The organism is Kitasatospora dryopteridis (assembly GCF_050749075.1).
Taxonomy (GTDB): Bacteria; Actinomycetota; Actinomycetes; order Streptomycetales; family Streptomycetaceae; genus Kitasatospora.
Window position 1 is genome coordinate 4,302,439 of record NZ_CP192749.1, and the last position, 25,272, is coordinate 4,327,710.

Here is a 25,272-nt window from a genome sequence, read left to right on the forward strand (position 1 = left end):
AAGGCGCTTTCGGTCCCAGGGGGGTGCTCGGCCGGGTGCCGATGTGCGCCGCTGTTGGCATACGCGTTGGCATACGCATCGGCCACGGCAGGAAGACATGTCGAGAGTGGGAGACCGTGGCCGGACCGCATCTGACAGCGTCGTGGTCCCCATCTCTGCTCACAGTGAGGACCGAATGCCGCGCCCCAGTCGCCATGGTGATGGTGGCGGCCTAGCGTGGAGGAGCCCAGGTCGCTCCCAGCCGATGGCTGGCACCGGGGGCCTGCTGTCCGGCCCCCCTATGACGTGTCGGCGACAGGGCTCCGTGGAACAGCCGCGTACCCAAACATCACCGGTTCTCGCGCCTGCTGGTGCGACGGAGGCCAGAATGTCGCAGTCATCCTGGGGTGAGTACAGGCCGGGCCAGAGGTTCCCCGGGGTCATCGGGCGGACCACTGATGAGTCGATCCCGGCGTGGCCGCAGCCGGTGCGAGCGGTGCCGGGCGCGCCGAACGTGCTGATGATCGTGCTGGACGACACCGGGTTCGGACAGTTCGGCTGCTACGGGAGCCCGATCGAGACGCCGAATCTGGACTCGCTGGCGGCGGGTGGGCTGCTGTACAACAACATGCACACGACCGCGCTGTGTTCGCCGTCGCGTTCGTGCATTGTGACGGGCCGCAACCACCATGCCAACGGGATGGCGGCGATCACGGAGCTCGCCACCGGCTACCCGGGCTACAACGGGCAGATCCCGTTCGAGAACGGGTTCCTCTCCGAGATGCTGCTGCAGCACGGCTACAACACGTACATGGTCGGCAAGTGGCACCTGATGCCCTCGGAGCAGGAGTCGGCCGCGGGCCCGTACGACCGGTGGCCGCTGGGGCGGGGCTTCGAGCGGTTCTACGGGTTCCTGGGCGGGGATTCCAGCCAGTGGTACCCGGACCTGGTCTACGACAACCACCAGGTCGAGCCGCCGGCCACCCCGGAGGAGGGCTACCACCTGACCGCGGATCTGGTCGAGCGGGCGATGTCGTTCATCGCCGACGCCAAGCAGGTCGCCCCGGACAAGCCGTTCTACCTGCACTTCTGCCCCGGTGCGACGCACGCCCCGCACCATGTGCCCAAGGAGTGGGCGGATCGCTACCGGGGGCGGTTCGACGCCGGCTGGGAGGCCTACCGCGAGCGGACCTTCGCCCGGCAGAAGGAGCTCGGCGTCGTACCGGCGGACGCGGAGCTGTCGCCGCATGATCCGGACGTGCCCACGTGGGAGTCGCTCACGCCCGAAGCGCGGCGCCTGGCCGCGCGGATGATGGAGGTCTACGCCGGGTTCCTCTCCCACACCGACCACCACATCGGGCGGCTGCTGGACTTCCTGAAGGAGACCGGCGAGTTCGACAACACGCTGATCATGGTGGTCTCCGACAACGGGGCGAGCGCCGAGGGCGGGGTGACCGGAACCACCAACGAGCTGCAGTTCTTCAACAACGCGCCCGAGACGCTGGAGGAGAGCCTGGCGCGGATCGAGGAGATCGGCGGCCCGGCCACGTTCAACCACTACCCATGGGGCTGGACCTGGGCGGGCAACACACCGTTCAGGCGGTGGAAGCGGGAGACCTACCGTGGCGGCGTCAGCGACCCGTTCCTCGTCCACTGGCCCGCCGGCATCCAGGCCCGCGGCGAGGTCCGCGGCCAGTTCGCGCACATCATCGACATGGTCCCCACCGTCCTGGACGTGCTCGGCATTGAGCCGCCCGCCACCATCCGGGGCGTCACCCAGTCGCCCCTGCACGGGGTCAGCTTCGCGCACACCTTCGACGACGCAGCCGCGCCGACCCGCCACCGCACCCAGTACTACGAGATGCTCGGCCACCGGGCGATCGACCACAACGGCTGGCGCGCGGTCTGCCCCTGGCCCGGCCCCAACTTCACCGAGGCCGAGCGGCCCTTCGGCACCCCCATCACCATGGCGGACCTGGACGACCTCGACGCCCACCACTGGGAGCTCTACCACGTCGACGAGGACATCGCCGAGACCCGCAACCTCGCCGAGGAGCACCGCAGCAAGCTCATCGAGATGATCGCCCAGTGGTACGTGGAGGCCGGCAGGTACAACGTGATGCCGATCGACGGCAGCGTCCTGCAGCGCATCATGACCGAGCGCCCGCAGATCACCGAGGCCCGCACCAGCTACACCTTCCGTCCCGGCACGCAGGCCTTGCCGGCCGCGGTCGCGCCCCGGGTCCTCAACCGCCCGCACAGCGTCACCGCCGACGTCGAGATCCCGCCCGGCGGCGCGCAGGGCGTCCTGCTCTGCCAGGGCACCAACGCCGGCGGCTGGTCCCTCTACCTCAAGGACGGCCACCTCCACTACGCCCACAACTACGTCCAGCGGACCCTGCACCACGTGACCTCCAGCGAGAGCGTGCCCGAGGGGCGGCACACCCTGCGCTTCGAGTTCGAGCCCACCGGCGCCCCGGACATCGCCCATGGCAAGGGCGCATCCGGCCAGGCCCAGCTGTACATCGACGGGCGCCTCGTCGGCGAGACCGATATGCCGGTCACCACCCCGATCGCCTTCAACCCCGGTGGCATGGCCTGCGGCGCCAACCCGGGATCGGCCATCACCCCCGACTACCAGGCACCGTTCCGCTTCACCGGCACCCTTCACAGCGTCACCGTCGACCTGTCCGGCGACCTCATCGTCGACGCCCCCAGCGAGATGCGCATGCACATGGCCCGCCAGTAGGGCCTCCGCCCACCCGGGGCCTGCTGCCGGTCAGTCCACGCCGTCCAGCAGCAGGCCCAGCCGGATGTCGAACCAGGCCTGCTCCTGCCGCCAAGCCAGTGCAGCCCCCACCAGGAGTCGACTCAGCCCGCCGACCGTGTACGACCGCCATGGCCGGCCGTTCAGGAACTCCACCACCGCGGCGACGCACTCCTCCTGCGGAAGGCCGTGCGGGCCGGGACGGTGAGACACCTGCTCGGCGTCCATCGCGGCCAGCGCACGGCGGCAGAGCGACACGGTGGTGAACGACTGCCACGCGAACGGCGCCAACGTCGCGTGCACGACCGCCACCCGAACATCGTCAGCGCGAACCGACACAGCCATCGAAAGCACCTCCCTACTGCCGCCTGGCCTGCGCCGTTGGAGCACCGGCCGCGCCGTGGTCGGCGCGCCCCGGCCATCCCAGTCAAGTTAGTGTGCGGCTTCCGCCGGACCGGAGCGGCGTGACGTTGGTTACGTTGCCGCTGAGCGCCAAGCGCGCCAACGGAGACGGCAGCATCACCTACCTGAAGAGCCGCGCTCTGTTCCAAGGCCGGTCTACGTGACCACCACTTCCGGCGTTCCCAAGCGGGTCGCCGTCTACGGCAAGACGCGGGACGACGTCCGGGAGAAGATCACGACCTTCCAGGCTCAGGACAACCAGGGCATCCCGACGCCGGATACCAACGTGAAGATGGCGAACTACTTGGCGTACTGGCTGGCTACCGTTGCTGCGCGAACGGGTGGGACAAGGCCCGCAAGGAGCCGAGGTGCTGCGAGGCGGGGGAGTGCTGCAACACGCGGCTCTCCCGCCGGATGGTGCAGTCGATCCACGCCGTCCTGCGGAACGCGATCGAGAACGCCGTCCGTGAGGAGCTGATTCTCCGGAACGTCGCCAAGCTGGTTCAGGTGCCGACGCCCGACTACGGCACTGGGAAGGGCCTCACGGTGCCGCAGGCGCGGCTTCTGCTGAAGGCGGCGAGCGCGGACCGGCTGCACGCGCTGTACGTGCTGGCGCTGGCCATGGGGATGCGGCGCGGCGAGCTGGTCGGACTCCACTGGTCGGCGGTCGACCTGGAGCGGGGGACGCTGATCGTGTCGAGCAACCTTCAGCGCGTGGATGGCAGCCTTCAGCTCGGGCCGACCAAGACGGCTTCCTCGCTCCGGACGCTGCCGCTCCTGCCTCTGGTGCTGACGGCTCTCCGAGAGCACCAGGAGAGGCAGGCCCAGGAGCGCGCGGCGGCCGGCGACCGGTGGAAGGACTCGGGGCTGGTGTTCACCAGCCGGGTCGGGACCGCGATCGAGCCGGACAACCTCCGGCGGAGCTGGTACCCGCTCCGGGATCGGCTCGGGCTCACGCTCCGGTTCCACGACCTCCGGCACACCTGCGTGACCCTGCTGCTGGACCTCGGGGTCCCGCCGCACATCGTCCGGCAGATCGCCGGCCACAGCGACATCGGGGTGACCATGAAGGTCTACGCCCATGCCTCGCTGGACGAGCAGCGGAAGGCCCCCGGCTCGCTCAGCGAGCGGTTCGCCTGAGTCGTTGGCATACCGGTTGGCATACGTGGCACGAAAAAGCCCCCGCAGCGCGATGCGCTCGGGGGCTTTGTGCTGTTCAGCACTGGTGGCCAGGGCCGGGGTCGAACCGGCGACCTTCCGCTTTTCAGGCGGACGCTCGTACCAACTGAGCTACCTGGCCGTACTGCACCGTCTCTTGCGAGACGAGCGATCCCGACGGGACTTGAACCCGCGACCTCCACCTTGACAGGGTGGCGAGCTAACCAACTGCTCCACGGGACCTGGTGCGGAAAAATTCCGCTCAGGCCTTGCGGCACTGCACTGTACTACGGTAACGCGTGCCCCCAACGGGATTCGAACCCGTGCTACCGCCTTGAAAGGGCGGCGTCCTGGGCCACTAGACGATGAGGGCTTGCGGCCCCCCGGGCTGTTATCCAGCGTTCGGGGACGTCGAGAAGCATATGGGATGCCGGGCGGGAACACCAAAACGGTTTCCGCCGCCGTGTCCGGTGTCGCGCTCCCGGGCCGGTCCGGACCCGGGCGGCGGGCGGTCAGGACCAGCCCAGCTCGTGCAGCTCGTGGTCGTCGAAGCCGAAGTGGTGGGCGACCTCGTGGATCACCGTGGTCCGCACCTCGTCGACGATCTGCTCGTACGACTCGCAGTACCGCAGCGTGGGACCCATGTAGATGATGATCCGGTCGGGCAGCACCCCGGCGTACCACTCGCCGCGCTCGGTGAGCGGGGTGCCCTCGTAGAGTCCGAGCAGGTCGGGGGCGGACGGGTCCGGCTCGTCCTCGACGAAGATCGCGACGTTGTCCATCATCGCCGCGAGCTTCGGGGGGATCTGGTCGAGGGCGTCGGCGACCAGCGTCTCGAACTCGTCCCGGGTCATCTCCACCGCCTCATTGTCGGGTGTGCGGTGACGGTGTGCCAGGTGATCGGCGGGGGTGATTCACTTGAGTGTGCGCTCGGACCCGGCAGACGGAGTCGCGGCGCCGCCGCGGGAGTCCGCCGGCGGCCGTCCGCCGGTGCTGCGCGGGCAGGGCCCGACCATTGCCGTGGTGGCACTGGGGGGCGCACTCGGCGGCTCCGCGCGGTACGCGGCCGCGCTTGCCTGGCCGACCGGGACGGACGCCTTCCCGTGGACGACGCTGCTGGTCAACACCCTGGGCTGCGGCGTGATCGGCGTCTTCATGGTGCTGATCACCGAGCTCGGCACACCGCACCCGCTGCTCAGGCCCTTCTTCGGCACGGGCGTCCTGGGCGGCTTCACCACCTTCTCCACGGCCACCGTCGAGGTGCAGAGCCTGGTCGACCACGGCGCACCGGCCCGCGGGCTGGCCTACCTCGCGGCGACCGTCCTGGCCGCGCTCGGCTCGGTCTGGGTCGCGGCCGCGCTGACCAGGCGCCTGTTCGTCCGGCGGCCGGTGTGAGCCGGGCACCCGGCCCGGCAGTCGGGAGGACGGCATGACCAGGCTGAGGGGCACCGCACTGCGGCTGACCGTGCTGGTCGGCGAGAACCACCGCCACCGCTCGCGGCCGCTGTACACCGAGGTGGTGCACCGCGCGCACGCCGCGGGCCTGGCCGGCGCGAGCGTGTTCCGCGGGATCGAGGGCTTCGGCGCCTCCTCGATGATCCACACCGCCCGGCTGCTCTCGCTCGGCGAGGACCTGCCGGTGGCCGTGGTCGTGGTGGACGCGGCGGAGCGGATCAGGGCCTTCCTGCCGCAGCTGGAGGACCTGCCCGGGCTCGGGCTGGTGCTGCTCGACGAGTGCGAGGTCGTCCGGGGTGCGGGCGACGGGGAGGACCGCCGGTGACCTGGCTGCTGGTGATCGCCGGCGCGGCCGTCGGCGCCCCGCTGCGCTACCTGACCGACCGGGCCGTGCAGTCCCGGCACGACTCGGTGTTCCCCTGGGGCACGTTCACCGTGAACGTGGCCGGCTGCCTGGTGCTCGGGCTGCTCACCGGTGCCGCAGCCGCCGGCGAGGCCTCCACCGACCTCCGGCTGCTGCTCGGCACCGGGCTGTGCGGGGCGCTCACCACCTACTCGACGTTCTCGTACGAGACGCTGCGGCTGGCGCAGGCCGGTGCCCGCTTCCTGGCCGCCGCGAACGTCGCCGGGAGCGTGCTGGCGGGGCTCGGCGCGGCGTACGCGGGGACGGCGCTGGCGCACGCGTTCTGGGGCTGAGCCCGAAGAGGCGCGGGGCCGTGTCCGCCGGGGTGTCCCGCGCGTTGGGCACCGGAGGGCAGTGGGCCCGGGTGGGCGGCGAGAGGTGGCTCGGGTGGTGGCTCGGGTGAGGACCGGAGTGTCGGCGGGCGGCGCGAGGCGCCGGCGCGCGGTGGCGGGTGCCGTGATGGCGGCGCTCGCCGGGCTGGGGCTCAGCGGGTGCATGGCGGTCGGCGCCGGGTCGGCCGAGCTGCAGTCCAGCGACCGGCAGGCCGGGCAGGGTGATGCGGCGGGCGGCTCCGGCGCCCCCGGCGCGCGGCCGGCCGACGGGAAGCACGCGCCCCGCGGCGGGGCGCTGCCGTCCGCCGCGGGGCGGACGGGGGCGGCGTCCTCCGGGGCGGCGGCCGGCAGCGCGGGCGCGGCGCAGTCCGAGGCCGTCCTGCCGGAGCCCGGGCCGTCCGCCTCGGTGCCGGCCAACCGCAGCGTGGAGACCCCGGCCCCGCCCCCCTCGCCGTCCGCCCCGGCGCCCTCCGCCACGTCCGCGCCGGAGCCGTCCGGGAGCGCCACGTCCGCGCCGTCCGACCCGGGGCCGCTCCCCAGCCTCCCCGGTTCCTCCGGCTCCGGCGGTGGATCACCCGACCATTGACCGGCTGGCCAGCGCGTTTGCCTCCGATCCCCAGGCTCCTCTATGGTGGTAGATCGTTCGTTTGATCCATTTGACTGGCGCCTCCATTCCCAAACCGGCGCCCTTGGCGCGTTCCGGCGATCCGTGGCTGACCGCATAGAGGCGGTTGTGAAACAGAACCCCGGACTTTGGCGCGTGCCACTTCCGGAAGGTTTTGCATGTCTCTCGTTGACGACGCCCGCTTCGCCATGCCCGCGAACGGTCTCGACGCCGCCGACACCACCGACACCACCGAGCTGCTCGACGCCGTCGAGCCTGCCGACGCGGACACCGACACCGACACCGCGAGTGCCGAGCCCACCATCACCTTCGGTGACCTGGGCCTGCCGGACGAGGTCGTCCGCGCCCTCGCCAAGCGCGGTGTCACCACGCCGTTCCCGATCCAGGCCGCGACCATCCCGGACGCCCTGGCCGGCAAGGACGTGCTGGGCCGCGGCCGCACCGGCTCCGGCAAGACCCTCAGCTTCGGCCTGCCGCTGCTGACCCGCCTCGCCGACGGCGAGCGCACCCGCGCCAAGCACCCCCGCGGCCTGATCCTCGTCCCGACCCGCGAGCTGGCCATGCAGGTCGCCGACGCCCTGGAGCCGTTCGGCTCGGTGCTCGGCCTCAAGCTCAAGGTGGTCTGCGGCGGCACCTCGATGTCCAACCAGATCTACGCCCTGGAGCGCGGCGTCGACGTCCTCGTCGCCACCCCGGGCCGCCTGCGCGACCTGATCAACCGCGGCTCCGCCAAGATGGACGACGTGCAGATCGCCGTCCTCGACGAGGCCGACCAGATGGCCGACATGGGCTTCCTGCCCGAGGTCACCGAGATCCTCGACCTGGTGCCGGCCGGCGGCCAGCGCCTGCTGTTCTCCGCCACGCTGGAGAACGAGATCGACACCCTGGTGAAGCGCTACCTGAACAACCCGGTCACCCACGAGGTCGACCCGTCCGCCGGCGCGGTCACCACCATGACCCACCACATCCTCGTGGTGAAGCCCAAGGACAAGGCGCCGATCACCAACGCGATCGCCGCCCGCAAGGGTCGCACCATCATCTTCGTCCGCACCCAGATGGGTGCCGACCGCGTCGCCGAGCAGCTCGTCGAGGCCGGCGTGAAGGCCGACGCGCTGCACGGCGGCATGACCCAGGGCGCCCGCACCCGCGTCCTCGGCGACTTCAAGGACGGCTACGTCAACGTGGTCGTCGCCACCGACGTCGCCGCCCGCGGCATCCACGTCGACGGCATCGACCTGGTGCTGAACGTCGACCCGGCCGGCGACCACAAGGACTACCTGCACCGCTCGGGCCGCACCGCCCGCGCCGGCCGCTCCGGCACCGTCGTCACCCTGGTGCTGCCGCACCAGCGCCGCGGCGTCTTCCGCCTGATGGAGGACGCCGGCGTCGAGGCCTCCCGCCACATCCTCGACCACGCCTTCGACGCCGAGGTGGCCAAGATCACCGGCGCCCGCTCGCTCGTCGAGGTGCAGGCCGAGTCGGCCGCCGGTATCGCCGGTGCCGCCGAGCGCGAGGTCGCCGACATGACCCGCCAGCTGGAGCGCGCCCAGCGCCGCGCCACCGAGCTGCGCGAGGAGGCCGACCGCCTGGCCGCCCGTGCCGCGCGCGAGCGGGCCGCCCTCGGCATCGAGGACGAGCCGGCCGAGGAGGCCGCCGAGACCGCGGCCGAGACCGCCCCTGCGGCGGAGACCGCCGAGGCGCCCGTCGCGGCCGCCGAGCCCGAGCGCACCGCCTCCTACCGCGAGGCGCGCAGCGAGCGCCCGGCGTACACCCGGGACCGCGACCGCGACCGCCCGTCCTTCGGCCGTGACCGGGACCGGGAGCGTCCGTCCTTCGGCCGCGACCGTGACCGTGACGACCGGGGCGGCCGTTCCTTCGGTGACCGTGACCGTGACCGTGAGCGCGGCGGCTTCAACCGCGACGACCGCGGTGGCTTCAACCGTGATGACCGGGGCGGCCGTTCGTTCAACCGTGACGACCGGGGCGGCCGTTCCTTCGGTGACCGTGACCGTGAGCGCGGTGGCTTCAACCGCGACGACCGCGGTGGCTTCAACCGTGATGACCGGGGCGGCCGTTCGTTCAACCGTGACGACCGGGGCGGCCGTTCCTTCGGTGACCGTGACCGTGAGCGCGGTGGCTTCAACCGCGACGACCGCGGTGGCCGTTCCTTCGGCGACCGTCCGGCCCGCTCCTTCGGCGACCGTCCGTCCTTCGGTGACCGCGACCGCGGCAGCAGCAGCAGCCGTCCGTTCGCCCGCCGCGACGACCACCGCTCCGGTGGCCGCCCGCAGGGCTTCGGCCGGGACGACCGCGGCGGCCGTACCTTCAACGACCGCGACCGTGACCGCGACCGCGGCGGCTTCAACCGCGACGACCGCAAGCCGCGCTGGAAGAACTGACGCCCCTGCGGCGTGAGGCCGGGCCCGCTCCACTTCGGTGGGGCGGGCCCGTCCGCGTTCCCGGTCCGATTCCGTGGCACGTTGTTCTCCGATTGAGAATAATCGGTGGCGGGCGGGCCCTGCCGCGCGTAGCGTCACCGCCATGAGTCGAATGCATCATGTGGCGGTCGAGAACGAGGCGATCGCCGAGCGGGGGAGCTACCGGACGCGCGAGGGCGCGGAGGTGGAGATCGGGCCGCTGCTGGCCGCGGCCCGGGCGGGCACGGTCTCGTACGGGCCGGACGAGGCGCCGGGCCGCGGGGCGGGCCGGTACACGGGGGAGATGGAGGTCACCGCCGAGGGCAGCATCCAGGCGGGCGAGCGGCTGGTGCGGGAGGGCGGCGAGCACGTCGCCGTGCTGAACTTCGCCTCCGCGCGCAATCCGGGCGGCGGCTACCTGCGCGGCGCCAAGGCCCAGGAGGAGGACCTCTGCCGCAGCGCGCTGCTCTACCAATGCCTGCTGGAGGCCCCCGACTACTACGAGGCGCACCGGGCCTCGGCCGACCTGCGCTACAGCCACCGGGTGATCTGGTCGCCGCACGTCCCGGTGGTCCGCGGGCCCGGCGGGCTGCTCGCGGAGCCGTACACGCTGTCCTTCCTGACCTCGCCGGCGCCCAACGCGGGCCAGCTGGCGCTGCGTTCGCCCGGGCGACCGGTGGACGTGTCCGGGGTGCTCGCGGAGCGGGCCGGGCGGGTGCTCGCCGTGGCGGCCCGGCACGGTGTGCGCGAGCTGGTGCTGGGGGCCTGGGGGTGCGGGGTGTTCCGCAACGACCCGGCGGTGGTGGCCGAGGCGTTCGCCGGCGCGCTGGACGAGCACGGCGCCGCCTTCTCCCGGGTGGTCTTCGCGGTGTGGGACCGCTCCCCGGTGTCGGCGAACCGCGCCGCCTTCGAGGAGCGCTTCAAGACCGCCTGAGCCGCTTGCAGCAGTCGAAGGGCCGGCGTCAGGCGGAGCGGCGCGTGGCCAGGGCCGAGGCGGCGGCGACCACACCGGTCACCGCCAGGACGGACGGCCAGGCGCCGATCTTCTTGGCCAACGGGTGCGAGCCGCCGAAGGCCGCCAGGTACAGGCCGGTCAGCGCCGCTGCGGTGGCCGTGCCGGCCTGCCGCTGCCAGCCCACCGCCGCGGTGGCCCCGGCCGCGGCCAGCACCGCGCCGCCGAGCTCCCGGCGGCCGCTCCACCGTGCCGTGCCGTAGCCGCCGATCAGACCGACCGCCGCCACCGCCGTGCTCGGGACACCCGCCATCGCCGCTCTCCTCCGTCCGGGACGTGTCCTTCCGACCATAACCCGCCCCGGCCGGGCGCCCGCCGCTGGGCCCTGCGGCGGCCCGCCGGCCGCGCCCGGCGGCCCGAAGGTGATCGACGGCGCCGAAATGCCGCCCGCCGGCGGGCGAGTTGATCCATACTCGCGGCCGTGACCACTGCCACCGGGAGCACCACCGCAGGCGGCGAGGCCGAGCTGAGAGTCGGCCCGCTGGAGCTGTTCTTCGACCTCGTCTTCGTCTTCACCGTCACCCAGTTGACCGCCAGCCTGGCCCACCACCTCACCCCGGGCGGGCTGGTGCGGGTCCTGGTGATGCTGGCGGTGATCTGGTGGATGTACGACGCGTTCATCTGGCTCACCAATGCGATGCCGCCGTCCACCCATCCCCGGCGGGCGTTCCTGCTGCTGGGCATGGTCGGGTTCCTCGTCGTCTCGCTGGCCGTCCCGCACGCCTTCGACGGCAGCGGCGCCGCCTTCGGCTGGGCGTACCTGCTGGTGGTCGCCGTGCACACCGGGATGTTCGCGGCGGCCGGGGTCGCCCGCGGGCCGGTGCTGCGGATGGGCGGGCTGAACCTGGTCAACGCGGCGCTGGTGGTGGTCGGCGGCTACCTCGAGGGCTCGGCCCAACTGGCGCTGTGGACGGTCTCGCTGGCCGTGCAGATCGTCATCCCGTACCTGGTCGACCTGCCGCAGTTCCACCTGCGGTCCGACCACTTCGTCGAGCGGCACGGGCTGGTGGTGATCGTCGCCTTCGGCGAGTCGGTCGTCGCCCTGGGTGCCGGCGCGGCCGGCCACGAGGAGCTCACCCCGGCCCCGGTGAGCGCGGCGGTCTGCGCGCTCGCGGTCTGCTTCGGCCTCTGGTGGGCGTACTTCGGGCACGACGACGACGAGCGGGCCGTGCGGTACATGGAGGTGCTGGACGACGCCCGGCGCAACCGGATCGCCATCCGGGTCCACAACATCGGGCACTACGCGCTGCTGCTCGCCGTGATCCTCTTCGCGGCGGGCGCCGAGTCGGGCGTCGCCCGTCCCACCGCGGTCCTCGGGACGGGCGAGGCCGCGGTGCTGGCCGCCGGCCCGGCGCTGTTCCTGCTCGCCAACACGGGCATCCGGTACACCTTCGGCCTGCGGCCGCTGCTGCCCCGGGCGGTGGCGGCGGGGCTGGTCGCAGCCACCGTGCCGGTCGGCACCCGGGTGTCCGCGCTCGTCCAGATCGCTGCGATCGCGGTGCTGATGGCGGCCGCGTTCGCCTGGGAGGAGCGCCGCCGACCCGCCCGCGGCCGATAGTGCCCACGGCGGGCCGGCGGCGGCCTGTCAGTGACTCAGCAGCGCGCGCAGGGTGGTGAGTTCGTCCTCGGTGACGCCGTGGGCGAGCAGGTAGCCGTCGACCGAGCCGTGCATCTCGCGCATCCGGGCGAGCGCGGCGAGCAGGTTCTCCGCCTCCACGGGGTGCGAGAGCTGCTCGTCGCCGTTCTCGTCGATGTACGGGACGGGGCCGTTGTCCAGACCGAGGTGGACGTTGGAGCGGAGGAAGTCCGCCACGATCTCCTCCTCGGAGAGCCCGGCGAGGTGGTGCAGCACGGCGATGGTCAGGCCGGTGCGGTCCTTGCCGACCGCGCAGTGCACGATCGCCGGCAGCCCGTCCGGCGCGGCCAGCCGCCGCACCGCGCCGGCGATCGCGTACCCGCCGGTCTCGGCCATGAAGACGTAGACGGACAGCGCCCCGGCGGGCCATTCGACGCCGGTCTCCGCCCGGTCGGGCAGCAGCGGCAGGTGGTGGTCCTCGTAGTCCAGGCCGTGCCGCTCGTCCGGCCAGCGGCTGCGCTCGGTGGAGGTCCGCAGGTCGACGACCACGCGGACGCCGAGCGACTTGAGCGCCTGCGCGCCCTGCGGGGTGAGCAGGCTGAGGGTGCCGGAGCGGAACAGCACCCCGCTGCGGACGGTGCCCACCCCGGCGTCCCGGAAGTTCGGCACGTCCGGGACGGCGCGGTGCGGCCGGGACCGCTGGTAGTCGATCCGGGCGGGGATGTCGGCGGGGTGCCCGGCGGCGGTCGTCACGGCCGTGGCCGTGCCGGTGACGGCGGCGTCGGTGTCGGTGGCGGTGTCGGCGTCGAACTCGCTCTCGGTCATGAGCCCAACGGTAGGCCCGGCGGCCGCCCCGCCCGGCGCGGATCGCGAAACACGCCCCGGGCGGGTGTCACCGCCCGCCCGCGAGGTCCAGGAAGGCCCCGGTGGCGTAGGACGAGGCGGGCGAGAGCAGGAAGAGGATGCCCTCGGCGACCTCCTCGGGCTCCCCGCCGCGGCCCATCGGCAGCCCCGGCGCGACCCGGTCGACCCGGCCCGGCTCGCCGCCGAGCGCATGGATGCCGGTGTGGATCAGGCCGGGCCGCACCGCATTGACCCGGATGCCCTCGGCGGCGACCTCCAGGGCCAGCCCGCGGGTCATCGAGTCCAGGGCGCCCTTGGACGCCGCGTAGTCCACGTACTCGTTCGGCGAGCCGAGCCGGGACGCCGCAGAGGACACGTTGACGATCGCCCCGCCGCGCCCGCCGTAGCGGGTGGACATCCGGCGCACCGCCTCGCCCGCGCACAGGAAGGGGCCGGTGATGTTGGCCGCCCAGATCCGGGCCAGCCGGTCCTCGTCCAGTTCGTCGAGGCGGCACTGCCGCTCCAGGGTGCCCGCGTTGTTCACCAGGGCGGTGAGCGTGCCGAGTTGCTCGTCGACCGCCGCGAACAGCTCCTTCGCGCCGGCCGCCCGGCTGACGTCCGCGCGGACGGCGATCGCGGTGCCGCCCGCCTCCCGGATGCCGTCCACCACGGACTCCGCAGAGGCCCGGTCGCTGCGGTAGTTGACGCAGACCCGGTATCCGCGGGCCGCCGCGAGGCGTGCCGTGGCGGCGCCGATCCCGCGCCCGCCGCCGGTGACCACAAGGACGTCGTCGCTCATGGAGCCGACGGTAGCCGATCACCGTGAACTCCGGGACGCGACCGCCGCAGGACGGCACGATGGGGCCCATGACCGCGCACCCGGCCCCGGCCGACCCGAACGACCCGGCCTTCCTCGCCGCCGACGAGGTGATCGACCACGGCCACCCGGCGGTCCGCGCCCTCGCCCGCAGCCTGCGCGGGGCGACCGCGGAGGAGACGGCCCGCGCCCTGTACGAGCACGTCCGCGACGAGCTCCCGCACTCGGCCGACGTCGACCGCTGGAGCGCCGCCGTCCGGGCCTCCGACGTGCTCGCCGCGGGCGACGCCGTCTGCCACGGCAAGGCCCACCTGCTGGTCGCCCTGCTGCGCGCCGAGGGCATCCCGGCCGGCCTGTGCTACCAGCCGCTGAACGTGCTGCACGGGCTCGCCGCCGTCCGCCTGCCCGGGTGGGCGGACTGGGTGCGGATCGACCCGCGCGGCAACCGGCCGGGGATGGACGCCCGGTTCGCGACCGCGCCGGAGGACGAGCGGCTCGCCTACCCGGAGTTCCCGGTGCTCCCCGGGGTGCACGCCGCGGTGCCGCCCGCCCTCGCGGCGGCCCTGGCACGGGGTGTCCCGGGCAAGGCGTCCTTCGACCACATCCCCGTCGGACTCTGAGCCGGCCGCGAGGGGCCGCGACCGGGGCCGCGCTCAGCCGGCCGCGGCGCGCAGGGCGGCGATCTTCGGCGCCCGGCTCTTCGGGGAGTCGAGGCTGAAACCGCGCGCATCGCCGAGCTCGTCCCGGACGAACGCCTCGGTGCGGTCGATCGCCTCGCGCAGCGCCGCGTCCACGGGCACGTACAGCTGGTGCACGATCTCGCGCTGTTCCGGGTCGTACTCCCAGACGCCGACGATCCGGCCGCGGTCGGCCACGATGTGCGTCTGCGGGTCCGCCTCGGTGCCGAAGCTGCGCCCGGCCCGTCCGGCCGGGAGGGTCCGTCCGGCGTCCTCCGGCTCCAGCAGCCGCGGCAGGTCGCGGTGGAGCAGGTGGAGGCCGTCGATCCCGGCGAGCAGCGCGTACGAGGGCTCCTCGGGCGGGACGAAGGCCTCGAACTCGTCCACCAGGCCGGCGGGCAGCAGGAGGTCGGTGCCGGGCAGGGTGACCAGGTCGAGCGGGGCCAGCGCGGCCTTGGCGGTCGCCGCGGTGAAACCGGTGAACCACCGCAGGTGCCGGACGGCCGCCGGTGCCGCCCAGGCCAGGTAGCGCTCGGCGAGTTCGGCGGCCGAGCCCCGCACCGGCTGGTCCCACCGGACGTAGCCGTAACGCTGCTGGTCCAGGCGGCCGTTGACCGGCACCCGGCGGGCCTGGCCGCGGGCCTGCAGCAGCCCCAGGGCCAGCGGCAGCGTCGTCGACGTCCCGCGCTTGCGGCCCGCCTCCCCCAGTGAGCGGACGGCGCCGCCGGCCGCCTCGCGGATCGCCGCGGGCTCCAACGGGTCGTCGGGTGACAGTAACTGGCCGATGGTGAGGCAGAGCTTCTCGATCTCGTCCCGGGTGACGCCCAGGTGCTTCACCGCCGAGGCGATGTCGCCCTCCGGGGCGCCCGCGCCGGCGGCCAGGCCGAGCGCGAAGTCCTCCGCCGGCAGGACGTAGGTGCAGCCGCGGGCGGACGGCAGCTCGTGCACCTCCAGCGCGGCGACCGCGGCGTCCACCTCCTCCCGGTGCAGCCCGGCCCGGGCGAACAGGCCCAGGTACGGCGCCGCGCCGCCCACCGAGCGGGCCCAGCCGGCCGCCGCGAGCACCTCGGCGGCGGAGGCGCCCGCGTGGGCCCCGCCCGGGCCGCCCTCCAGCCACTGCCGGTGCGCCCACCAGGCCCGGAGCTTCGCCGTCGGGATCGCGCTGTTCGTCAGCCCACTCGCCATGCGCCCAGTATCGGCGGGTGTCGCGGCTGCCGGGCGGAGCGACGTGAGCACAATTCGCTCGCGTGCCGGGCGGGCCGCGCGGCAGACTGCGGCCCTGACCACTCCCGAGACCACTCCCGACGGACGGAGACCGCCCGTGCACGTCCTGCTCTCCGGCATCGTCGGCTCCACCGCCTACGGCCTCGCCCACCCGGGCTCCGACGTCGACCGGCTCGGCCTGTTCGCCGCGCCCACGGTCGACTTCCACGGCCTGCACCGGCCCGCCGAGTCGCACGTCACCACCGCGCCCGACCGCACCCTGCACGAGGCCGCCAAGTGGTGCCGGCTCGCCCTCGGCGGCAACCCCACCGCCTCCGAACTCGTCTGGCTGCCCGAGGACCTGTACGAGGTGCGCACCCCGTTGGGCGACGAACTGATCGGCATACGCCGCTCCTTCCTCAGCGGCCACGCCGTCCGCCGGTCCTATCTCGGCTACGCCACCCAGCAGTTCAGGAAACTGACGACCCGGGATGCTGCCGACCCGGTGGCCCGCGCCCGGGCCGCCAAGCACGCCAGGCACCTCGTCCGGCTGGTCGAACAGGGCCTGGCCCTGCACGAGAGCGGCGAGATCGTGGTGCGGCTGGCCGACCCGGAGCGGGTCCGCGCCCTCGGCGAGCAGTACGCCGAGCGGCCCGAGGACGCGGCCGGCCTGCTCGCCGCCGCGGAGGCCCGCTTCGACCGGCCCGGCGTGCTGCCGGAGGCGCCGGACGAGGCCCCGGCGGAGGCCTGGCTGCGCCGGGTGCGGGCCGCCCACCTGGAGTCGGCGGCCTGACCGCCGTCCGGGCGCGGGTTCGGGCGTCGGTTCGAGCCGCGGCGCGGCGCACAATCCCCTGGCGGCCCCCCGGGGATCACCGGGTAGGATCGGCCCCGGCGAGCGCTGTACCAGTGCGGACGCACGCCGACGGGCCGCTAGCTCAATTGGCAGAGCTGCGGACTTTTAATCCGTAGGTTCAGGGTTCGAGCCCCTGGCGGCCCACCAGTTGTCCCGAAGTCCGGCACCGGCTCCCGGTGCCGGACTTCGGCGTTCCGGCCCGCGGCCCGCCGGTCTCAGGCGCCGCCGCGGGCGGCGGTCAGCACCGGCCGCAGCAGGTCGAGGACGGCCGTCCAGCGGTAGGCGGCGCGGCCCTCGTCGGTGCGGGCCCGGTGCGGGACGGCGTCGCCGAACAGCACGCCCATCGCCCGCAGGCGCTCCAGGCTCGCCCCGTACGCGGGGTGGGCGGCCTGCGCCGCGTTGACGTACGGCTGTACCGCGGTGGGGGTGCCCAGCCCGTACGCCTCGCAGAGGATGCCGAGGGCGAGGGTGTCGGAGATGCCCGCGGCCCACTTGTTGACGGTGTTGAAGGTGGCGGGGGCGACGGCGATCGCGTCGGCCCAGGGCAGCGGCTGCGGGCTGCCGGGGGTGCGCCAGGCGGAGCGGACGGGGTGGCCGGTCCGTGCCTCCACGGCCTCGCGGTCGATGAAGCCGAGCGCGTGGGGAGTGGCGACGACGCCGACGCCCCAGCCCTCGTCGAGGGCGGCGGTGATCAGCGTGCCGACGTCGGAGGCGATGCCCGCGGCGCAGACGACGACGTAGAGGAAGGGCCGGTGCTGCTCGGTCAACCTGGGCTCCCTGGGCTCCGTGGCGGGTCGGTTCGGCGCCGGCGCGGTGCCCGCGCACAGGGGATCGTCCCCCGCCGGCGGTGCGTCGACCCGACCCGTGGCGGCGGGCCGGGACGACGGTGCGTCAGAGCTTGAACAGCGGCGGGAGCCAGGGCTTGTAGACCTTCAGCTGGTAGGCCATCGAAACGTCGTCGATCAGGAACGGCATCCGGTTCGCGGCGTCGTCGACGGTGAGGAAGGAGATGGTGGCGGTCTTCTCCTCCGAGGCGTAGAAGGCGCTCGGCAGGGTCACCGTGACCTTCTGGTACTCGCTGCTCGAGTCCTTGTTGGTGCGGGTGACGAGGGTGTACGGCGTGCCGTCCTGCGCGGTGGCCTCGACGGTGAGCTCGTGGTAGCCGAAGGTGGCCGGGGTCGGCGAGTCGAGCCGCATCCAGAAGGTGAGCACCGGCACCCGGAGGGCCGGGATCGTGACCTGCTGCGATATCCGGTCCATACCGGTGTAGCCGTGCCCGCCGAGCTCGGCCTTCCAGCTGCCCGAGCGGGCCGGCCGACCGGCCGAGTTGTTGATCACCTGGGCGCCGAACGGCGTCGAGAACGTGTTCCACCCAGTGGCGCCGGCCTCGAAGTCGGGGTTGGTCACAGCGGTCGGGGCCGCCTGGGCGGCGGGGGCGGTCAGCAGGCCGAGGGCGGCCGCGGCGACGACGGCGGAAGTGGCGATACGCGCCTTCCGGAATACGGTCTTCATGGTTCTCCTGCTCGTGGTGGACGCCCTGCACCGGCTGTCGGTGGCCGAGGGCGGTGCTCCTGCTGCGGCACCCGGCCGCGGAGCGAACATACCGTCAAGCACTGACTCCACCGGACTGGAACCGGTTCCCGATCTGACACCGCCTCATGAAGGTGCGGTGGTTCGTCCCCGTGCGGTGCGGACGCGGTCGCGGAGGGCCGTGCACACACCCCTTTCCGGGCACTTCTCCGGTGCCGTCCCGGCCGCTCCGGTGGCGGCCTCCGCCGGCACCGGGAAGGGTGGTGCGGGGAATGCCCCGTACGGCACGGGGTGGCACCCCGGCCCTGGGAGGCACCGAATGCCCGAGGTAACCACCCGCTACCGGTCCGGCACCCCGTGCTGGGTCGATCTGATGGCCAAGGACCAGCAGGCCGCCCTCGACTTCTACCGGGACCTGTTCGGCTGGCAGGGCGAGGTCGGCCCGGCCGAGTTCGGCGGTTACGCGATCTGCGCGCTGAACGGCCGCCCGGTCGCCGGCATCGCCCCGCTGATGGCCCCCGAGGGCGAGCCGCTGCCGCCCACCGTCTGGACGACCTACCTGGCCACCGACAACGCCGACGCCGCCCTCGCCGCGATCAACGCCGCCGGCGGCACCACCCTGATGCCGGCCATGGACGTCGGGAACGTCGGCCGGATGCTGGTCGCCAGCGACCCGACCGGGGCCGTCTTCGGGGTCTGGCAGCCGCTGGAGTTCATCGGCGCGGGCGTGGTCAACGAGCCCGGCGCCCTCACCTGGAACGACCTGCACACCAGCGACCCCGAGGCGGCCTCCGCCTTCTACTCCGCCGTCTTCGGCGTCGAGGTCGCACCCATCGACGGCATGCCCGACTACCGCGGCATCCACGTCGACGGCCGCGCGGTCGGGGGCGTCGTCGGGCTGCAGGACGACCCGCCCGGCACCCCCTCGCACTGGCGGGTCTGGTACGCCGTCGACGACACCGACAGCACCGTCGACGCCCTGGTGAAGGCCGGCGGCACGGTGCTCGCCCCGCCCTCGGACGGCCCGGCCGGCCGGGTCGCGCTGGTCGCCGACCCGCAGGGCGCCGCCTTCGCCGTGATCACCGCGGCGGCCCCGGCCGCCTGAGGCCCGACGGCCGCCCGTTCGCGACGCGCCAACACGCCGGTCCGCGAATGGGCGGCATATCGGACCGCCCACGGGCAAGACTTGCAGCCATGCTGGGGCTTCCGGACGACATCCACGCCTTCCTGTTCGACCTGGACGGCGTGCTGACGCAGACCGCCACCGTGCACGCCGCCGCCTGGAAGGACATGTTCGACACCTTCCTGCGTGCCGAGGCGGACCGCACCGGCACCGCCTTCGTGCCCTTCGACTCGGTCGCCGACTACGACGAGTACGTCGACGGCAGACCCCGCCTCGACGGCACCCGGGGCTTCCTGGAGTCGCGCGGCATCAGCCTGCCCGAGGGCAGCGAGCAGGACGCCCCCGGCAGCCGCACCGTGCAGGGGCTCAGCAGGGCCAAGAACGACACCGTGCTGCGGATGATCCGCGAGCAGGGCGTCGAGCCCTACCGGGGCTCCGTGGCCTACCTGCACCGGCTGCGCGACCTCGGCCTGCCGCGGGCCGTGGTCTCCTCCAGCGCCAACTGCCGGGACGTGCTGCGCTCCGCCGGCATCGACGACCTGTTCGACGTGGTGGTGGACGGCGTCACCGCCAGGCGCGACGGCCTCGCCGGCAAGCCCGCCCCCGACACCTACCTGGCCGCCGCCCGGGCGCTCGGCACCGCACCCGAGCACGCCGCCGTCTTCGAGGACGCGCTGGCCGGCGTCGCCTCCGGGCGGGCCGGGGGCTTCGGCGCGGTCGTCGGCATCGACCGGGTCGGCCAGGCCGAGGAACTGCGCGCGCACGGCGCCTCCCTGGTCGTCCGCGACCTCGCCGACCTGCTGCCCGACGGGCCCGGCACCGGGGAGGCCCGGTGAACGGCCAGGACACCTTCGCCATCGACCCCTGGGGCGTCGTCGAGCACGGCCTGGACCTCGCGGGCATGGCCCGCGCCGAGTCGGTGTTCGCCCTCTCCAACGGCCACATCGGCCTGCGCGCCAACCTCGACGAGGGCGAGCCGCACGGCCTGCCCGGCACCTACCTCAACGGCGTCTTCGAGCTCCGCCCGCTGCCCTACGCGGAGAGCGGCTACGGCTACCCCGAGTCCGGCCAGAGCGTCATCAACGTCACCAACGGCAAGATCATCCGGCTGCTGGTCGACGACGAGCCCTTCGACCTGCGCTACGGCGACCTCCACCAGCACCAGCGCAGCCTGGACTTCCGCGACGGGGTGCTGCACCGCACCGCCGAGTGGACCTCCCCCGCCGGACGGACCGTCAAGGTCTCCTCCGCCCGGCTGGTCTCGCTCACCCAGCGCGCCGTCGCCGCCTTCGACTACACCGTCGAGGCCGTCGACGGCCCCGTCCGGATCGTGCTCCAGTCCGAACTGGTCGCCAACGAGCAGCTCCCCGACGGCGAGCGCGACCCCCGGGCCGCCGCCGTGCTGGAGGCGCCGCTGGTCGCCGAGGCGCACGGGGCGGTCGGCACCAAGGCCGTCCTGGTCCACCGCACCCGCTACAGCGGGCTGCGGGTCGCCGCCGGCATGGACCACGTCATCGAGGGGCCCGACCGCTTCGAGGCCACCGCCGAGGCCACCGAGCAGCAGGGCAGGATCAGCGTCACCACCGTGCTGAAGGCCGGCGAGCGGCTGCGGCTGGTCAAGTTCGTCGCGTACGGGTGGTCGGCGACCCGCTCGCTGCCCGCGGTGCGCGACCAGGTGGAGGCCGCGCTGACCGCCGCCCGCTACACCGGGTGGGACGGGCTGGTCGCCGAGCAGAAAGGCTTCCTCGCCGAGTTCTGGGGCGGCAGCGACATCGAGGTCGAGGGCGACGTCGAACTGCAGCAGGCCGTCCGCTTCGCGCTGTTCCACGTGCTGCAGGCCGGCGCCCGCAGCGAGGAGCGGGCCATCCCCGCCAAGGGCCTCACCGGCCCCGGCTACGACGGGCACAGCTTCTGGGACACCGAGACCTTCGTGCTGCCGGTGCTCACCTACTGCCTGCCGTCCGCCGTCGACCAGGCGCTGCGCTGGCGGCACACCACACTGCCGCTGGCCCGCGAGCGCGCCACCACGCTCGGCCTGGCCGGCGCGGTGTTCCCGTGGCGGACGATCCGCGGCGAGGAGTGCTCCGGCTACTGGCCGGCCGGCACCGCCGCCTTCCACATCGGCGCGGACATCGCCGCCGCCGTCGTCCGCTACGTGCACGCCACCGGCGACACCGAGTTCGAGCGCACCTGGGGCCTGGAACTGCTCGTCGAGACCGCCCGGATGTGGCGCTCGCTCGGCCACCACGACCCGGCCGGCCGCTTCCGCATCGAGGGCGTCACCGGCCCCGACGAGTACAGCGCCGTCGCCGACAACAACGTCTTCACCAACCTCATGGCGCAGACCAACCTGCGGGCCGCCGCCGAGGCCGCCACCCGGCACCCGCTGGAGGCCGCCGGGCTCGGCGTGGACACCGAGGAGGCCGCCGCCTGGCGGGACGCCGCCTCGGCCATGTTCATCCCGTACGACGAGAACCTCGGGGTGCACCCGCAGGCCGACGGGTTCACCGACCACCAGCTGTGGGACTTCGAGAACACCCCGGCCGACAACTACCCGCTGCTGCTGCACTACCCGTACTTCGACCTGTACCGGAAGCAGGTCGTCAAACAGGCCGACCTGGTGCTCGCCATGCAGGTCCGCGGGGACGCCTTCACCGACGAGCAGAAGGCCCGCAACTTCGCCTACTACGAGCGCCTCACCGTCCGGGACTCCTCGCTCTCCGCCTGCACCCAGGCGGTCATCGCGGCCGAGGTCGGACAGCTCGACCTCGCGTACGACTACACCGCCGAGGCCGCACTGATGGACCTGCACGACCTCGGCGGCAACACCCGGGACGGCCTGCACATGGCCTCGCTCGCCGGGGCCTGCATCGCCCTGGTGGCCGGCTTCGGCGGCCTGCGCGACCGCGGCGGCCGGCTGTCCTTCCGGCCGCGGCTGCCCTCCGGGCTGCGCCGGCTCTCCTTCGCCCTGCGGGTGCGCGACAGCCTGCTGCGGGTCGAGATCACCCACGCCACCACCACCTACACGCTGAAGCGCGGGCGGAGCATCGACGTCCAGCACGACGGCGAGGTGCTGACCGTGGGGTCGGGGGCGCCGGTCCGCCGGCCCACCACGGTCGACGAGGTGCCGCCGGAGCGGTGCACCCAGCCGCCCGGCCGCGAGCCGGCCCGCCGCCACCCGCAGGCCGGCGTGCACACCCAGCCGATCGAGCACCTGCCCGCCGAGTGACGCCGGGGCGGTCACCCGTTCGCCGCCGACCGGGTGCCCGCCGCGGGCCGCCGTCGCAGGGTGGTGGCGACCCGTGACCGGCGCCGGAAGGGCGGTTCTCCCGTGGGCAGTGTGGCCGAGCAGATGGTCGAGGTGCTCCGGCAGGCCGGTGCGGAACGGGTCTACGGCGTGGTCGGCGACAGTCTCAATCCGGTCGTCGACGCGATCCGCCGCACCGAGGGCATCTCCTGGGTGCACGTCCGCAACGAGGAGGCGGGCGCCTTCGCGGCCGCCGCCGAGGCCGAGCTGACCGGCCGCCTCGCGGTCTGCGCCGGTTCCTGCGGCCCCGGCAACACCCACCTGATCCAGGGCCTCTACGACGCCCAGCGCAGCGGCGTGCCGGTGCTCGCCCTCGCCTCGCACATCCCGTCCGGCCAGATCGGCACCGGCTTCTTCCAGGAGACCCACCCCGAGCGGGTGTTCACCGACTGCAGCGGCTTCTGCGAGACCGTCTCCACCCCGGCGCAGATGCCGCGGCTGCTGCGGGTGGCGATCCAGCACGCCCTCGGCGCGCGCGGCGTCGCGGTGCTGGCCTTCCCGGGCGACGTCGCCGCCCAGCCCGCCGCCGGGCCCACCGGCAGCGGGCACTTCCTCACCGAGCAGGCCGTCGCCGCACCGCCCTGGGGCCAGGTGCAGGCCCTCGCCTCGGCCCTGGAGTCGGCCGCCACCGTCGCCCTCTTCTGCGGCGCCGGGGTGCGCAACGCGCACGAGGAGGTGATGAAGCTCGCCGGCACCCTCCAGGCCCCGATCGGGCACTCGCTGCGGGGCAAGGAGTTCGTGCAGTTCGACAACCCGTACGACGTCGGGATGAGCGGCCTGCTCGGCTACGGCGCCTGCCACGAGGCACTGCACGAGGCCGAGTTGGTGCTGCTGCTGGGCACCGACTTCCCGTACGACTCCTTCCTGCCGACCCGGCGGGTGATCCAGGTCGACCACGACGCCACCCGGCTCGGCCGCCGTGTGCCGCTCGAACTCGCCGTCCACGGCGACGTCTCCGCCACCCTGCGGGCCGTGCTGCCGCTGCTCTCCCAGCGCACCGACCGCAGCTTCCTGGACGAGATGCTGGCCCGGCACGCCCGGGCCCTGGAGACGGTCGTCGGCGCGTACACCAGGGACATCGAGAAGCACACGCCGATCCACCCCGAGTACGTGGCCTCGGTGCTCGACGAAGTCGCCGCCGACGACGCGGTGTTCACCGTCGACACCGGGATGTGCAACGTCTGGGCGGCCCGCTACCTCACCCCCAACGGCCGCCGCCGGGTCATCGGCTCCTTCCTGCACGGCTCCATGGCGAACGCCCTGCCGCACGCCATCGGCGCCCAGCTCGCCTTCCCCGGGCGGCAGGTGATCTCGATGTCCGGCGACGGCGGGCTCGGCATGATGCTCGGCGAACTGCTCACCGTCGCCAAGCACCGGCTGCCGGTGAAGACCGTCGTCTTCAACAACGGCGCCCTCGGCATGATCAAGCTGGAGATGCTGGTCAGCGGCTACCCCGAGTGGGAGATCGACAACGGCGACGTGGACTACGCGGCCATCGCCCGCGCGTCCGGCATCCCCGCCAAACGCGTCACCGACCCGGCCAGGGTCCGCGACGTCCTGGCCGAGGCCCTGGAACGCCCCGGCCCCGCCCTCGTCGACGTCGTCACCGACCCCAACGCCCTCTCCATCCCGCCCCGCATCACCGCCGCCCAGCTCAAGGGCTTCGCCCTGGCCGCCGGCCGCACCGTCCTCTCCGGCGGCGTCGGCAAGATGATCGACCTGGCCCGGTCGAACCTGCGGAACATCCCGCGGCCGTAGCGGTCCTCCTTCAGTCCGCCGGACCCGCTGCGCGGGCCGCGCGGGCGGCGAGGGTGCGGAGGTGGTCGGCGAGCTCGGGGGGCTCGTGGACCTCGAAGTCGCAGCCGAGGGTGACGAGTCGGACGGCCAGCCACTCCAGGGAGTCGGCGCGGCTGTGCAGGCGGCAGCGGTCCTCGTCGATCTCCTCCACGGTGCCGGCCGCGGGGCCGAGGCGGCGGGCGGCCTCGGCCCGCGGGAGGTGCAGGGTGGCGACTGCGCGGTGGGTGCGGGCCGGGCCGGCGAGTTTGGCGGCGACGTAGGCGGCGGCGTTCTCGGCGGGGAGCTCGCGCGGGGTGCTGCGCAGGCCGGTCCGCTGCGGGGCGGCGATGCGGTCGACCCGGAACAGCCGCCAGTCGTCCCGGTCGGTGTCGAAGGCCACCAGGTACCAGCGGCGGCCGACGGAGACCAGCCGGTGCGGCTCGACCAGTCGGCGGGTGGCGGCGCCGTCACGGGCGCAGTAGTCGAAGCGGACCTTCTCCCGGGCGGCCACGGCCGAGGCGAGCAGGGCGAGTTCCTCGGGGTCGATCCGCGGGCCGTCCCCGGGCAGCATCGGGACGGTGGCGGTGTCGAGCGCGGAGACCCGGTGCCGCAGCCGGGAGGGCAGCACCTGGACGAGCTTGGCCAGCGCCCGTACGGAGGCCTCCTCGATGCCGTCCACGGCGTGCCCGGCGGCCGTCCGCAGGCCGACCGCGATGGCCACCGCCTCCTCGTCGTCGAGCAGCAGCGGGGGCATGGCGGTGCCCGCGACCAGGCGGTAGCCGCCGATCGGCCCGCGGGTGGCCTCCACGGGGTAGCCGAGGTCGCGCAGCCGCTCGATGTCCCGGCGGACGGTGCGCGGGCTGACCTGCAGGCGGTCGGCGAGTTCGCCGCCGGGCCACTCGCGCGGGGTCTGCAGGAGCGAGAGCAGGGCCAGCAGCCGGCCGGGTGTGTCGGTCATGGCTCCAGTCTCGCGCGAGTAGCGGACGGAATCCGGCCTAATCACCTCCTACCGTCGAA

Annotated in this window: 24 protein-coding genes and 4 tRNA genes; 16 read left to right on the top strand and 12 right to left on the bottom strand. The window is 73.7% G+C overall.

From position 1 onward, the window contains the following. Positions 1 to 475: 475 nt before the first annotated feature. Positions 476 to 2,728: an arylsulfatase gene (locus ACQ614_RS19600; RefSeq protein ID WP_431679823.1), complete on the top strand. Its 2,253-nt coding sequence runs from the start codon at positions 476 to 478 to the stop codon at positions 2,726 to 2,728. A gap of 30 nt (positions 2,729 to 2,758) precedes the next feature. On the opposite strand, the gene ACQ614_RS19605 is transcribed toward ACQ614_RS19600, so the two are convergent. Next, positions 2,759 to 3,058, bottom strand: coding sequence for a hypothetical protein (locus ACQ614_RS19605; RefSeq protein ID WP_431679824.1), 300 nt, complete (start codon positions 3,056 to 3,058; stop codon positions 2,759 to 2,761). Positions 3,059 to 3,562: 504 nt separating this feature from the next. Between ACQ614_RS19605 and ACQ614_RS19610 the strand changes: the two genes are divergently transcribed. Then, on the top strand, positions 3,563 to 4,288 hold the full coding sequence (locus tag ACQ614_RS19610; protein WP_431679825.1) for a tyrosine-type recombinase/integrase: 726 nt from the start codon (positions 3,563 to 3,565) through the stop codon (positions 4,286 to 4,288). Positions 4,289 to 4,371: 83 nt separating this feature from the next. Here ACQ614_RS19610 and ACQ614_RS19615 read toward each other — a convergent pair. The 4 genes from ACQ614_RS19615 to ACQ614_RS19630 form a co-directional block, all read right to left on the bottom strand. Further along, positions 4,372 to 4,448, bottom strand: a tRNA-Phe gene (locus tag ACQ614_RS19615). A 27-nt stretch (positions 4,449 to 4,475) separates the two neighbouring features. Beyond that, a tRNA-Asp gene (locus ACQ614_RS19620) sits at positions 4,476 to 4,549 on the bottom strand. A 57-nt stretch (positions 4,550 to 4,606) separates the two neighbouring features. Continuing rightward, positions 4,607 to 4,679 (bottom strand) — tRNA-Glu (locus ACQ614_RS19625). Between the two features lie 139 nt (positions 4,680 to 4,818). After that, positions 4,819 to 5,160, bottom strand: a complete 342-nt coding sequence (locus tag ACQ614_RS19630; RefSeq protein WP_363492823.1) for a metallopeptidase family protein — start codon at positions 5,158 to 5,160, stop codon at positions 4,819 to 4,821. Positions 5,161 to 5,296: 136 nt separating this feature from the next. On the opposite strand from ACQ614_RS19630, the gene ACQ614_RS19635 reads away from it, so the two are divergent. The 6 genes from ACQ614_RS19635 (at position 5,297) to ACQ614_RS19660 (ending at position 10,472) form a co-directional block, all read left to right on the top strand. Continuing rightward, positions 5,297 to 5,701: a fluoride efflux transporter FluC gene (locus ACQ614_RS19635; protein WP_431683966.1), complete on the top strand. Its 405-nt coding sequence runs from the start codon at positions 5,297 to 5,299 to the stop codon at positions 5,699 to 5,701. A gap of 34 nt (positions 5,702 to 5,735) precedes the next feature. After that, entirely contained in the window at positions 5,736 to 6,086 is a 351-nt protein-coding gene (locus ACQ614_RS19640) for a DUF190 domain-containing protein (protein ID WP_431679826.1), read from the top strand. Further along, positions 6,083 to 6,457, top strand: a complete 375-nt coding sequence (crcB, locus tag ACQ614_RS19645; protein WP_431679827.1) for a fluoride efflux transporter CrcB — start codon at positions 6,083 to 6,085, stop codon at positions 6,455 to 6,457. Before ACQ614_RS19640 ends, crcB begins: the two co-directional genes overlap by 4 nt. Positions 6,458 to 6,563: 106 nt before the next feature. Continuing rightward, positions 6,564 to 7,082, top strand: coding sequence for a hypothetical protein (locus ACQ614_RS19650; RefSeq protein ID WP_431679828.1), 519 nt, complete (start codon positions 6,564 to 6,566; stop codon positions 7,080 to 7,082). Positions 7,083 to 7,279: 197 nt separating this feature from the next. Then, a complete protein-coding gene (locus ACQ614_RS19655; RefSeq protein WP_431679829.1) occupies positions 7,280 to 9,520 on the top strand; it encodes a DEAD/DEAH box helicase in 2,241 nt (746 codons plus the stop codon). 142 nt (positions 9,521 to 9,662) lie between these two features. Beyond that, a complete protein-coding gene (locus tag ACQ614_RS19660) occupies positions 9,663 to 10,472 on the top strand; it encodes a TIGR02452 family protein (RefSeq protein WP_431679830.1) in 810 nt (269 codons plus the stop codon). Positions 10,473 to 10,500: 28 nt separating this feature from the next. On the opposite strand, the gene ACQ614_RS19665 is transcribed toward ACQ614_RS19660, so the two are convergent. Beyond that, positions 10,501 to 10,803, bottom strand: coding sequence for a hypothetical protein (locus ACQ614_RS19665; protein WP_431679831.1), 303 nt, complete (start codon positions 10,801 to 10,803; stop codon positions 10,501 to 10,503). Positions 10,804 to 10,971: 168 nt separating this feature from the next. On the opposite strand from ACQ614_RS19665, the gene ACQ614_RS19670 reads away from it, so the two are divergent. Beyond that, positions 10,972 to 12,108, top strand: a complete 1,137-nt coding sequence (locus ACQ614_RS19670) for a low temperature requirement protein A (RefSeq protein WP_431679832.1) — start codon at positions 10,972 to 10,974, stop codon at positions 12,106 to 12,108. Positions 12,109 to 12,135: 27 nt separating this feature from the next. Here the strand turns inward: ACQ614_RS19670 and ACQ614_RS19675 are convergent, their stop codons facing one another. Together ACQ614_RS19675 and ACQ614_RS19680 are read right to left on the bottom strand one after the other, a co-directional pair. Beyond that, positions 12,136 to 12,951, bottom strand: a complete 816-nt coding sequence (locus ACQ614_RS19675; protein WP_431679833.1) for a tyrosine-protein phosphatase — start codon at positions 12,949 to 12,951, stop codon at positions 12,136 to 12,138. Between the two features lie 67 nt (positions 12,952 to 13,018). Then, the gene (locus ACQ614_RS19680; RefSeq protein ID WP_363492766.1) at positions 13,019 to 13,768 is read right to left on the bottom strand and encodes an SDR family oxidoreductase; all 750 of its coding nucleotides are present in this window, start codon (positions 13,766 to 13,768) and stop codon (positions 13,019 to 13,021) included. 68 nt (positions 13,769 to 13,836) lie between these two features. On the opposite strand from ACQ614_RS19680, the gene ACQ614_RS19685 reads away from it, so the two are divergent. Beyond that, positions 13,837 to 14,406, top strand: a complete 570-nt coding sequence (locus ACQ614_RS19685) for a transglutaminase-like domain-containing protein (protein WP_431679834.1) — start codon at positions 13,837 to 13,839, stop codon at positions 14,404 to 14,406. A 33-nt stretch (positions 14,407 to 14,439) separates the two neighbouring features. Here the strand turns inward: ACQ614_RS19685 and ACQ614_RS19690 are convergent, their stop codons facing one another. Next, on the bottom strand, positions 14,440 to 15,648 hold the full coding sequence (locus ACQ614_RS19690) for a DNA glycosylase AlkZ-like family protein (protein WP_431679835.1): 1,209 nt from the start codon (positions 15,646 to 15,648) through the stop codon (positions 14,440 to 14,442). Between the two features lie 136 nt (positions 15,649 to 15,784). On the opposite strand from ACQ614_RS19690, the gene ACQ614_RS19695 reads away from it, so the two are divergent. Further along, complete coding sequence (locus ACQ614_RS19695; RefSeq protein ID WP_431679836.1) at positions 15,785 to 16,459, top strand: DNA polymerase beta superfamily protein; 675 nt, start codon at positions 15,785 to 15,787, stop codon at positions 16,457 to 16,459. 131 nt (positions 16,460 to 16,590) lie between these two features. Then, positions 16,591 to 16,666: transfer RNA gene (locus tag ACQ614_RS19700), tRNA-Lys, on the top strand. Positions 16,667 to 16,734: 68 nt separating this feature from the next. On the opposite strand, the gene ACQ614_RS19705 is transcribed toward ACQ614_RS19700, so the two are convergent. Continuing rightward, a complete protein-coding gene (locus ACQ614_RS19705; protein ID WP_431679837.1) occupies positions 16,735 to 17,286 on the bottom strand; it encodes a flavoprotein in 552 nt (183 codons plus the stop codon). Positions 17,287 to 17,410: 124 nt separating this feature from the next. Then, on the bottom strand, positions 17,411 to 18,031 hold the full coding sequence (locus tag ACQ614_RS19710) for a hypothetical protein (protein ID WP_431679838.1): 621 nt from the start codon (positions 18,029 to 18,031) through the stop codon (positions 17,411 to 17,413). A gap of 337 nt (positions 18,032 to 18,368) precedes the next feature. Here ACQ614_RS19710 and ACQ614_RS19715 point away from each other — a divergent pair, with 337 nt between their 5' ends. The 4 genes from ACQ614_RS19715 to ACQ614_RS19730 all read left to right on the top strand — a co-directional run bounded on the left by ACQ614_RS19715 (position 18,369) and on the right by ACQ614_RS19730 (position 24,237). After that, on the top strand, positions 18,369 to 19,154 hold the full coding sequence (locus tag ACQ614_RS19715) for a VOC family protein (protein ID WP_431679839.1): 786 nt from the start codon (positions 18,369 to 18,371) through the stop codon (positions 19,152 to 19,154). A gap of 89 nt (positions 19,155 to 19,243) precedes the next feature. Beyond that, complete coding sequence (locus ACQ614_RS19720; RefSeq protein WP_431679840.1) at positions 19,244 to 20,008, top strand: HAD family hydrolase; 765 nt, start codon at positions 19,244 to 19,246, stop codon at positions 20,006 to 20,008. Then, positions 20,005 to 22,401: a glycoside hydrolase family 65 protein gene (locus ACQ614_RS19725; RefSeq protein WP_431679841.1), complete on the top strand. Its 2,397-nt coding sequence runs from the start codon at positions 20,005 to 20,007 to the stop codon at positions 22,399 to 22,401. The genes ACQ614_RS19720 and ACQ614_RS19725 overlap by 4 nt, the downstream gene beginning before the upstream one ends. Positions 22,402 to 22,524: 123 nt before the next feature. Then, positions 22,525 to 24,237 (top strand): pyruvate dehydrogenase, encoded by a 1,713-nt coding sequence (locus tag ACQ614_RS19730; protein WP_431683967.1) that lies wholly within the window; start codon positions 22,525 to 22,527, stop codon positions 24,235 to 24,237. Positions 24,238 to 24,247: 10 nt separating this feature from the next. On the opposite strand, the gene ACQ614_RS19735 is transcribed toward ACQ614_RS19730, so the two are convergent. Beyond that, positions 24,248 to 25,213 carry a helix-turn-helix transcriptional regulator gene (locus ACQ614_RS19735; protein WP_431679842.1) on the bottom strand — a complete coding sequence of 322 codons (966 nt, stop codon included), beginning with the start codon at positions 25,211 to 25,213 and terminating at the stop codon, positions 24,248 to 24,250. Between the last annotated feature and the right edge of the window lie 59 nt (positions 25,214 to 25,272).